This is a genomic window from Micromonospora sp. KC721 (assembly GCF_004348355.1).
Taxonomy (GTDB): domain Bacteria; phylum Actinomycetota; class Actinomycetes; order Mycobacteriales; family Micromonosporaceae; genus Micromonospora.
In genome coordinates, this window is sequence record NZ_SMJY01000208.1 from 1 (window position 1) to 10,312 (window position 10,312).

9 protein-coding genes are annotated in these 10,312 nt (G+C 75.2%); 3 read left to right on the forward strand and 6 right to left on the reverse strand.

Features of this window, described 5'->3' with window-relative positions; genetic code table 11:
- The coding region (locus E1182_RS25815) for a cellulose binding domain-containing protein (RefSeq protein ID WP_207921519.1) at window positions 1–343 on the forward strand (343 nt) is incomplete at its 5' end.
- A gap of 41 nt (window positions 344–384) precedes the next feature.
- Here E1182_RS25815 and E1182_RS25820 read toward each other — a convergent pair.
- The 6 genes from E1182_RS25820 to hemE form a co-directional block, all read right to left on the reverse strand.
- Complete coding sequence (locus E1182_RS25820; protein WP_132269974.1) at window positions 385–1,761, reverse strand: extracellular solute-binding protein; 1,377 nt, start codon at window positions 1,759–1,761, stop codon at window positions 385–387.
- A complete protein-coding gene (locus E1182_RS25825; protein ID WP_165942716.1) occupies window positions 1,758–4,334 on the reverse strand; it encodes a trypsin-like peptidase domain-containing protein in 2,577 nt (858 codons plus the stop codon). Before E1182_RS25825 ends, E1182_RS25820 begins: the two co-directional genes overlap by 4 nt.
- Before the next feature lie 22 nt (window positions 4,335–4,356).
- A complete protein-coding gene (locus E1182_RS25830; protein WP_132269980.1) occupies window positions 4,357–4,683 on the reverse strand; it encodes a CU044_2847 family protein in 327 nt (108 codons plus the stop codon).
- Between the two features lie 165 nt (window positions 4,684–4,848).
- Window positions 4,849–5,550, reverse strand: a complete 702-nt coding sequence (gene hemQ / locus E1182_RS25835; protein WP_132269983.1) for a hydrogen peroxide-dependent heme synthase — start codon at window positions 5,548–5,550, stop codon at window positions 4,849–4,851.
- Complete coding sequence (gene hemG / locus E1182_RS25840) at window positions 5,547–6,971, reverse strand: protoporphyrinogen oxidase (RefSeq protein WP_132269985.1); 1,425 nt, start codon at window positions 6,969–6,971, stop codon at window positions 5,547–5,549. Before hemG ends, hemQ begins: the two co-directional genes overlap by 4 nt.
- A gap of 12 nt (window positions 6,972–6,983) precedes the next feature.
- Window positions 6,984–8,126, reverse strand: a complete 1,143-nt coding sequence (gene hemE, locus E1182_RS25845; protein WP_207921520.1) for a uroporphyrinogen decarboxylase — start codon at window positions 8,124–8,126, stop codon at window positions 6,984–6,986.
- A 147-nt stretch (window positions 8,127–8,273) separates the two neighbouring features.
- On the opposite strand from hemE, the gene E1182_RS25850 reads away from it, so the two are divergent.
- Window positions 8,274–8,843, forward strand: a complete 570-nt coding sequence (locus tag E1182_RS25850) for a DUF3000 domain-containing protein (protein WP_132269990.1) — start codon at window positions 8,274–8,276, stop codon at window positions 8,841–8,843.
- A gap of 125 nt (window positions 8,844–8,968) precedes the next feature.
- The gene (locus E1182_RS25855; protein ID WP_132269992.1) at window positions 8,969–10,282 is read left to right on the forward strand and encodes a ribonuclease D; all 1,314 of its coding nucleotides are present in this window, start codon (window positions 8,969–8,971) and stop codon (window positions 10,280–10,282) included.
- The last annotated feature ends 30 nt before the right edge of the window (window positions 10,283–10,312 follow it).

A 10,312-nucleotide genomic window follows, 5' to 3' on the forward strand; every position in this document is an offset into this window, starting at 1 on the left:
GCCCACGCCCACCTCGCCGCCGCCGACCTCGACCTGGCCGCCCGCCGGTGGCTGCTCCGCCACCTACAAGGTCACCTCGACCTGGTCCGGCGGTTTCCAGGGAGAAGTGACGGTGACCGCCGGTGCCACCGCGATCAAGGGCTGGACGGTGGACTGGACCTACCCGAGCGGCCAGCGGGTCAACCAGGCCTGGAACGCCACCCTCACCACCAGCGGATCCGCGGTGACCGCCAAGAACGTCAACTACAACGGCGCGCTGGGCGCCGGGGCCAGCACCACCTTCGGGTTCCTCGGCTCCGGCAGCGGGACCAACCCGACGCCGTCCTGCGCCGCGACCTACTGAACCACCCGGCCGGGGCCGTGACCCACACGGCCCCGGCCGGCTCAATCGCCCCGCAGCGCCTGGTTGAGCTGGGTCTCGAAGTTCTCCGGCAGGCGCCCGTCGCCCTCCAGCGCCGACCGTACGCCCTCCCGAAACACCCGGCTGAACTCGAAGTAGTGCGGCACCCGGGGCCGGACCCGGGCCTCCCGGACCGCCTCCTCCAGCAGCGCCAGGTACGGGAACTGCTCCCGTAGCAGCGGGTCGGCGTACACGTCGGCGCGGGTCGGCGCGAAACCGCCCAGGGTGAACAGCTTGCGCTGGGCCTCCTTCCTGGTCAGGAACTCGATCAACGCCTGCGCCGCCCGGGGTTGCGCGGTGTGCCGGGCGATGGCGAGGTTCTGGCCGCCCAACGCCGACGGGCCGGGCAGCCGGGTCACCTCGAACGGCACCGAGGACGCCGCCTCCCCCTCCTGCGCGGTCAGCGCCCGGTAGTTGACCGGCCAGTTGCGCATGAACAGGGCCCGGCCCTCCTGGAAGTCGCGCAGGCTGCGCCCCTCGTCGCCGGGAACGGCGAACGCGTCACCGACCAGCAGGCCGCCGCGCCGGGCCGCGGCCACCTGCCGCAGCCGCCGCTCCCAGCGCTCCCGCTGGAACAGCACCCGGTTCTCGGTCTCGTCGACCAGCCGGTCCACCCCGGCGGACCAGATCAACTCCATGCCGTTGACGGTCAACCCCTCGTACGGCCCGAACTGGCCCACGTAACCCGCCACCGGTGCCTGGCCGCCCCGGCCCGCCCCGGCGAGGTCGCGGCTGTGCGCGATCACCGCGTCCCAGTCGAAGTCGCGCCGCTCGGAACCGGCGGCGCCGAGCAGGTCGGAACGGTAGAAGAGCAGCCCCGCGTCGGTGTTGAAGGGCAGGGCCCAGAGCGAGCCCCGGTAGCGGCAACCGTCGAGCACCTCCGGAACGAACGCGTCGAGGTGTCCCCCGCCGAGCCGGGACTCGTCGATGGGCCGCAGATAGCCGGCGTCGGCGAACTCGGCCGTGAAGGTCACGTCGAGGTTGTAGATGTCCACGTCGTCGTCGGGATCCCACCCCGGCTGCCCCGCCCGCTCGGCCTGGGCCCGCGCCACGGCCGCCATCTCGCTGTGCTGCTGATCGGTGGTGATCGGAGCCGGCTGGATCCGGGCCGGGCTCTGCGGGTGCAGCTCGTTCCAGAGCTTGACCAGTTCCTCCCGCTGCCCACCGGGGCTGGTGTCCTTGCCGCTGAGGATCACGAGTTCGCCGGGTTCCAGCGGCTCCTCCCGGGTGGCCGCGTACCACCCGACGGTGGCGACCACGCCCAACACCACGCCGACCGCCACCCCGGACAGGAAACCCGACGGCACCCGCCAGCGGCGGGTGCGGACGGCGGACGGACCGCTCCGCCTCAGGTCGGTCACTGCTCGGCTCCGTTCTCCCAGAGTTGCCGGAACAGCCCGGTGAGGGCCCGGTCCACGGTGCCGGCCGCCGCCTCGACGCACTGCCCGCCGGTGCCCCCGGCGGTCTGCCGCAGGGTGCCGGCCCGCCCCCGGTCGTCGCAGCTGGCCTCCCCCACGGCGATCACGTAGAGGCGTACCGGCAGGTCACCGTCGAGGCGGGGCACGAGGCCACCACTGGCGGTGTCCCGCCCGTCGGTGAGCACCACGACCGCCCGCAGGTACTCCTCCCGGGCACCGCCGAGCCGGCGCACCTCCCGGACCGCCGCGTCGATCGTCCGGTACAGCGGGGTGTCACCCGCCGGCACGGTGCCGCGCAGCCTCTCGAGCAGGGCGGGGTCACCGCCGGGGGCGGCACGGCTCACCACCCGCAGCCGGGCCACCGACCCGCGGTACGCGGTGGAGAACGCCCAGACGCCCACCTCGTCCCGGCCGCCGAGCTGCCCCAGGGACGCCACCACGCCGTCCACCGCGACGTCGAAGCGGGTGCCCCGGCCCGCGTCGGCCAGCATCGAGCCGGAGGTGTCCAGCGCCAGCAGCACCCGGGCCGGCCGGCGGGCCTGCCGGTGGCGGCGGTCGGCGGCGTACAGCGCCGCCGGGCCGCTGGCGTGCTCCCACTGCGGGTTCTCCAGCAGCCACCCGGGAAGCACCCCGTTGATCTCGCTGAGCGCCGGACCGGCCCGGTCCAGACCGGGCACCCGGAAACCCCGCGCCAGCAGCACGTCGCGCCCGCTTCCGGTCAGCCAGCGCAGGAAGTCGTCGGTCGCGGCCCGTGCCGCGGCGGACTGCACCGGACCGGGCCAGTCGAGCAGGACGATCCGGTGGTCCACTCCCGGAGTCTGCTCCGGGTAGAAAGCGACCAACGAGCGGTCCCACGGTGGCCGCCCCCGCTCCGTACAGCCGTGCCCGAGCCGCTCGCCGAGGTTGAACTGGACGAGGGCCTGCTCGGTGGAGATCACCGCGGGTGGCACGGAGGCCGCCGGGTCGAGCGCGAGGTGCCGCTGCCGGCACAGCACGGCGGCGAGACCGTCCAGCGGGTGCCCGTGAACGTCCTGGGCGGCCTCCAACCGCCGCTCCACCTCCCGCCGGATCCACGCCACGCCGGGCGCGCCGTCGTAGAGCGCCACGTTGACCATCCGGGCCTCCGGGGACACCCCCGGATCCGGGCGGACCACCTGCCAGCCGGTGCCCGCCAGCCGCCGCCCGGAGCCGGTCAGCAGCGGCTGCTCCCCCGGCGCGCGGCTGGCCTTGGCGAACAGTTCCGGCCAGGTGAGGGCACGCTGCCGGTCCGGGTCGTCCCGCCGGGCCACCACCCGGCCCCGGGGCACCGCGAGGACCAGCGGCGACCGGGCGACCGTCGCGTACGCCCGGACCACACCCAGGCGCAGCACCTCCTCGGTGGGCGCGTCTGCCCCGGGGAACCACGCGTCCGGTCGGGGTCCGACGTCGGCCGGGTACCAGCCCGGCCGTCCGCCGCCCGGGCCGGTGGCGGAGGCGCCGGCCGTCGCCGACCAGCCCAGCGTGAGGCCGTGGGCGACGTCCCGGGCGGCGGCCGGATAGACGAAGACGTTGGTGGTACGGCACCCCCCGGTCTCCGCCGCGCGCCACCGCTCGTACGCCGCGGCCACCGCCTGGTAGGTGTCCAGGTCGTCGGGGGCGGCGGCGACCCGCAGTTCGACCGGTGGGGCGCACCGGGGCGGCGGCTGCGGCACGGCGACCGCACCGGCGGCGAGCAGCGCCGCGAGGAAACCCGCGACCCGTCGGCGGGCCCGCCAGCGGGGCGCGAACGGACCGGGCGGCTCCCGCCAGCGGGGGAAGGGCTGCCGCCAGCCGGGCAGCACCCGGGGTCGACCGGACCGGTCGGTCAGCGGCAGACGGCGGACCGGGACCATGAAGCCCGCGGCGTAGTGCGTCTGCGGTTCGGCGCGTTTGTCCGCCCGGACGACCATTCCGATGACGCAGCGGATCCGGCTGTCCCAGACCGGGGCGCCGGAGAAACCCGGCTCGATCGGATAGCCGGAGTCGGTCAGCTTGACGATCTGCACGAGGCCGGCGCCGACCGGCCCGACCAGGCGCCCCTCGAACCACCGCCCCTGCTGTTGGGCCAGGGAGAACAGCGGAAATCCGTACACCCGACAGAACCGGTCGCGGGTGCCGGCCTGCCCGGGGCGGGCCAGCCGGACCGGACGGACCCCGGCGGGCGGCGGCGCGCGCAGTTGCAGGACGGCATGGTCTCCGGAGCCGTCCGCTCGGGCGGGCTGCCAGTGCCGGGGCAGTACCACCGCGGTGAGCGGTCGCCCCGGCTCCGCCAGGGGGAAGACCACCGAGACCGTGGCACCCTCGGGCGGCTCGTCGGCGCCCGACCCGGCCCCCAGCGCGGCACGCACCACATGTGCGCAGGTGAGCAGCCGCGTCGCGTCGATCAGGAAGGCGGTCCCGTAGACGCGGCCGTCGGCGCCCCGCACGGCGGCCACCGCGAGCCGCACGTCGTCGGGCACGGGCCGGCCCGGCGGGCCACCCCACGCCGCGCCGATCACGCTGCCGCCCGATGCCGGCGGGTCAGCCGGCGCTGCCGGCCCGGTTCCACTCGACCTGCACCTTGAGGTTCGCCTCCGAGGTGCCACTGGCCACCACGAGGCCGGCCTTGGCCGAGAGCTTGACGCCGAACTCGACGCTCACCCGGTCCGGCGGCTGCGCTGCGGCGCGCAGGTCCGCCAGCACCGCGTCGGCCAGCGGGCGGAGCCCGGACAGCACGGATTCGAGGGTCTCGTGCGCCCGGGCGACCACCTCGCCCGGGCGGCCGACGGCGACCGTCTCGTCGTCGTCGGGCACCTCGACGCGGACGGCGCCACCACCGGTCAGTGGAAACTCGACGACCTGGGACATCCGGCCTCCCCGACCCGCGCGACGACAACGACGATGACGTTGACGATGACGCGAAAAGTTACCACGATGGATCTGCCACGTTACCGTCCGCGCTCAACGCCGGCTGCCCCCAGCGCACCGGGAGGCGCTCGCCGTCCGCATTCCGACAGGGGCACCCGCCCGAAGTCAGACCAGACCGTTGACGATGTCGGCCACCGCGCGCCGCCGCCCGGTGTAGAACGGCACCTCCTCGCGGACGTGCCGGCGGGCCCGGGATCCGCGCAGCTCGCGCATCAGGTCGACGATGCGGTGCAGCTCGTCGGCTTCGAAGGCGAGCATCCACTCGTAGTCGCCGAGGGCGAACGAGGCGACCGTGTTGGCCCGCACGTCCGGGTAGTCCCGGGCCATCCGCCCGTGCTCGGCGAGCAGCTCGCGCCGCTCGGCCTCCGGCAGCAGATACCACTCGTACGAGCGGACGAACGGGTAGACGCAGAGGTACGGGCGGGGCGTCTCGTCGGCCAGGAACGCCGGGACGTGGCTCTTGTTGAACTCGGCTGGCCGGTGCAGCGCCAGCTGTGACCAGACCGGGGTGAGCGCCCGCCCCAACGTGGTCCGTCGCAACCGCAGGTACGCGTCCTGCAACGCGTCGCTGGACGACGAGTGCCACCAGATCATCACGTCCGCGTCGGCGCGCAGGCCGGCCACGTCGTAGACGCCGCGGACCACGACGTCCTTGCCGGCCAGCTCCTCGAAGAGGGCCTCGACCTCGCCGGTGACGTTCTCCCGCAGGGACGGCAGCGGGCTGGTGGCCCGGAAGACCGACCACATGGTGTAGCGGATGGTGGCGTTGAGTTCCTTGAGCCGGGCCGCGTTGCTCTGCTCGGTCATTGACCCGATCCTCCCAGTGCTTCGATGATCTCCCCGGCAGCGGTTTCGCCGGAGCGGACGCAGACCGGGATGCCGATCCCGTCGTGACCGGCGCCGGCCAGCGCCAGCGTCGGGTGGTGCGCGCGCAACGCCGCCCGGGCGGCGGCGAGCCGGTCCAGGTGCCCCGGGAGGTACTGGGGCAGGGCCCCACCCCAGCGTTGCACATGGGAGGCCAGCGGCGCGGGCAGCGCCGACCCCAGCACCCGGGACAGTTCCCGGTGCACGGTGGCCACCAGGTCGGCGTCGGCGAGCTGCAGCTGCGTCTCGTCGCCGTACCGGCCGACGGAGGCGCGGACCAACGCGAGCCCGTCCGGCCGGGCCAGGTGCCCCCACTTGGTGGTGAAGAACGTGGCGGCCTTGACCAGTAGGCCCTCGCTGGCCGGCACGAGGAAACCGGAGAGCCGGGGCAGTGGTGGTGCGGGCAGGGCGAGGGTGACCAGGGCGACGCTGGCGTAGTCCAGCCGGCCGACCGTGGCGGCGGCCTCGGGGGCGACGTCGGCGAGCAACCGGGCGGTGGGCCGGGCCGGCGCGGTGAGCACGACCGCGTCCGCCTCGACGTACTCCGGGTCGCGGGTCGGGCCGACGGTGAGCCGCCAGCCGTCGGCCGTCGGCTTCAGTTCGCGTACCGCGGCGTTGCGGCGGATCGTCGCCCCGCTGGCCCGGGTGGCCGCCTCGACCAGGGTGCCCATCCCGCCGGCCAGGGTGCCGAAGATCGGGCGGGGGCCGCCGGTCGGCGCGGTCCGCGCGAAGCCGGCCTGCGCCGACCGTACCGCCCCGGTCAGGGTGTGCGCGACGCGCGCCGCGCGGGCCAGCGCGGGCATGGTGGTGGCCAGCGACAGGTCGTCGGCGCGGCCGGCGTACACCCCGCCCAGCAGCGGGTCGACCAACCGGTCCACCACCTGGTCGCCGAGCCGGGGGCGGACCAGCGCGCCGACGGCCACGTCCTCGTCCGGACCGAGCAGTGGACGGCCGGCGTCCCGGTCGGCCGCCGCGTCCACCTCGGCGACCCCGGCCACCACCGCGAGATCCCCGGGTACGCCCATCAGCGTGCCGCCCGGGATGGGGCGCAGCCCGGCGTCGATCACGAGCGCGGCCTGCCCGACGCTCGGGTGGACGATCCGGTCGGCCAGGCCCAGCCGGTGGACCAGGGTCACCGCGGCGGAGTCGCCGCCGGTGGCGGGGTCGCGCATGAGGAACGATTCGGCGCCGAACTCGACCGTCGCGCCGGCCAGCTCACCGGTGCGCAGCTTGCCGCCGAGCACGCCGGACTGCTCGTACACGGTGATCTCGGTGCCGGCGGGGGCCCGGTCGCGCAACCGGACGGCGGCGGCCAGCCCGCTGATCCCGCCGCCGACCACCGCGATCCGCCACGGTCGCCGCATCGTCGTCCTTCCCTATTCGGTCGGTCGCGCGGAGACCTCGTGCACCAGCGCGACCACCCGGGTCAGCACGTCGGGGTCGGTCTCCGGCAGGACGCCGTGACCGAGGTTGAACACGTGGCCGGGGGCGGCGCGGCCCTGCGCGAGGATCCGCCGTACCTCGGCCTCGACCACCGGCCATCCGGCGAGCAGCAGGGTCGGGTCGAGGTTGCCCTGCACCGCCTTGTCCGACCCGATCCGTCGGGTGGCGACGTCGAGCGGGGTACGCCAGTCCACGCCGACGACGTCGGCGCCGGCCTCGCCCATCGCGCCGAGCAGTTCGGCGGTGCCCACCCCGAAGTGGATCCGGGGTACGGTCTGCGACCGCTCCGGCTCGGCGCGTCTGTCGCCGCGCCGCGACCCGGAGCAGTCGTCGGCCAGCCCGGCGAGGACGCTGGCCGAGTGCGGCAGCACGTAGCGGCGGTAGTCGGCCTCGGAGAGCGCCCCGGCCCAGGAGTCGAAGAGCTGCACCGCGGAGACCCCGGCGTCGACCTGTACCCGCAGGAACGCCAGCGTCACGTCGGCGAGCCGGGCGCAGAGGGCGTGCCACAGCTCCGGCTGGCCGTGCATCAGCGCCTTGGTCTTCGCGTGGGTACGCGACGGCCCACCCTCGACCAGGTAGCTGGCCAGGGTGAACGGGGCACCGGCGAACCCGATCAGCGGGGTGTCGCCCAGCTCGGCGACGAGCAGCCGGACCGCCTCGTCCACGTAGGACACCTCGTCGCGGCCGATCGGTCGGATCCGCTCGACGTCGGCGGCGGTGCGTACCGGCTGGGCCACCACCGGCCCGGTGCCGGCCACGATGTCCAGGTCGACGCCGGCCGCCGCGACCGGGACCACGATGTCGCTGAACAGGATCGCGGCGTCGACCTTGTGCCGGCGAACCGGCTGGAGGGTGATCTCGGCGACCAGTTCGGGCCGCCGGCAGGACTCCAGCATCCCCACGTTGGCCCGGATCTTGCGGTACTCCGGCAGTGACCGGCCGGCCTGGCGCATGAACCAGACCGGGGTGTGCGGCCCGGGCTCGCGGCGGCAGGCCCGGACGAAGGGTGAGTCGGCCGGTCCGCCGCGGCGGAGGTCTCCGTCTCGGGCGGCAGTGCCCGTGGTGTCGGTGGTCATCGTCGCCATCGTGCCACGGGGGTCGGGAGCCGGAGCCGGCAGCGCCGCCTTTTGTGACTCTCCCCAGCCGGGCCGTCCGGCCCTGGCGCGGCGGCCTTCGGCGTGCCGCTGCCGGCGGGCGGGTCGGCGGCGGCATAGGCTGCCGTCATGGCCCCCCCGATCGCGCTCCCGGAGATCTTCGCCCGCGCGGTCGCCGGGCTGCGGTCGGTGACTCCCCGGGCCGAGATCGAACTGGAGGAGGTCGGCGCCCCCCAACGGCTGGCCCCGTACGCCTTCGCCCTGTCCGCGGCGGTGCTGCGCGACGAGGACGAGGTCGCCACCGGCCGGCTGGTGTTGCTGCACGATCCGGCCGGGCACGAGGCATGGCGGGGCACCCTGCGGCTGGTCACCTACGTCACGGCGGAGTTGGAGGTCGACCTGGCCGCCGACCCGTTGCTGCCCGGGGTGGGCTGGACCTGGCTGACCGACGCGCTGGAGGCGTACGACGCCCGGCACCGGGCGGCCGGCGGAACGATCACCCAGACCATGTCGACGAGGTTCGGGCAGCTGGCCGGCCCGCCCGCGGTGGGGGACATCGAGATCCGGGCCTCGTGGACGCCGCTCGACGCCGACCTGGGCCCGCACCTGGAGGCCTGGTGCGCGTTGCTGGCCTCGACGGCGGGCCTGCCCCCGCCGGGGGTGACCGCGCTGTCCGAGCGCCGTCCCGCCACCGCCTGAGCCGTCCCCCGGTCGATCATCGCGCCCGACGCGGCTGTCACCGTCAGTTCCGGGGGCGGACACTCGGCCGACACACGGCGGACCGGCTACGCACACGAGATCGCGCGGCGCACTAGGGTTGTCAGGTGACCGACGAACCACCCCTGCGCCGTCGGGCCGCCGAAAGCCGTACGGGAGAAGCCCCACCCTCGGCCACGCCGGGTCCGCAGGACGCGGGGACCGACCAGCCCAGCGGCGGCCCCGTGCCGTTGACCGCGCCCCGCGACGGCACCCCCCAACCGGTGGCCGCCCCCGGCGATCTCGACGAGGTCGTGGCCCGCTTCGCCGCGGGCACCGGCCCGGTGGCCCTGGACGCCGAACGCGCCTCGGGCTACCGCTACAGCCAGCGCGCCTACCTGGTGCAGTTACGCCGCGAAGGTGCCGGCACAGCGCTGATCGATCCGCTGCCGCTGCCCGATTTGTCCGCGCTCGACGCCGCGATCGCCGACACCGAGTGGGTACTGCACGCCGCCAGCCAGGATCTCGCCTGTCTCGCCGAGGTGGGGCTGCGTCCCCGGCGGCTCTTCGACACCGAGCTGGCCGCCCGGCTGGCCGGCTTCGAGCGGGTCGGCCTGGCCGCGCTCACCGAGCAGCTGCTCGGCTACACCCTGGAGAAGCACCACTCGGCGGCGGACTGGTCGACCCGTCCGCTGCCGGAGTCCTGGTTGACCTACGCCGCGCTGGACGTGGAGCTGCTGGTGGACCTGCGCGACGCCCTGGACGAGGAGCTGGCCCGCCAGGGCAAGTCGGAGTGGGCGGCCGAGGAGTTCGCGGCGCTGGTCCGCAACGGTGCCCGCCCGCCCCGGGTCCGGGCGGAGCCGTGGCGGCGCACCTCCGGCATCCACCGGGTACGCGGGGCGCGCGCCCAGGCCCGGGTGCGTTCCCTGTGGTATGCGCGGGACCAGATCGCCGCCCGGCGGGATGCCGCACCGGGGCGGGTGCTGCCCGACTCGGCGATCGTCGCCGCCGCGGAACTGGATCCGAAGGACGAGAAAACCCTGCTCACCCTGCCCGGCTTCGGCGGCCGGTCGGTGCGCCGGCTGGCGCGTACCTGGCTGGCGGCCCTCGACGACGCCCGGCAGTTGCCGGAGGAGGCGCTGCCGGTGAGTCCGGTGGTGGAGGGGCCACCCCCGCCGCACCGCTGGGCGGAGCGGGACCCGGTGGCGGCCGGGCGACTGTCCCGCAGCCGGGAGGTGGTGGTCCGGGTCGCCGGCGAGCACCGGCTGCCGCCGGAGAACCTGATCGCCCCCGACTCGATCCGTCGTCTCGCCTGGCAACCCCCGGCAGACATCACGCAGGACACGGTGGCCGAGACCCTGCGCACCCTCGGCGCCCGGGAATGGCAGCTGAGCCTCCTCCTCCCCGCCCTCACCGAAGCCCTCCTGCCGCCGTCTGGTTGATCATTCCGCGCCTGCGACACACCACGCACG

Coding starts and splice junctions, on each gene's coding strand:
- E1182_RS25850 (WP_132269990.1), top strand. CDS start 8,274: ATGGCCCCCCCGATCGCGCTCCCGGAGATCTTCGCCCGCGCGGTCGCC.
- hemQ (WP_132269983.1), bottom strand. CDS start 5,550: ATGACCGAGCAGAGCAACGCGGCCCGGCTCAAGGAACTCAACGCCACC.
- hemE (WP_207921520.1), bottom strand. CDS start 8,126: ATGACCACCGACACCACGGGCACTGCCGCCCGAGACGGAGACCTCCGC.
- E1182_RS25830 (WP_132269980.1), bottom strand. CDS start 4,683: ATGTCCCAGGTCGTCGAGTTTCCACTGACCGGTGGTGGCGCCGTCCGC.
- hemG (WP_132269985.1), bottom strand. CDS start 6,971: ATGCGGCGACCGTGGCGGATCGCGGTGGTCGGCGGCGGGATCAGCGGG.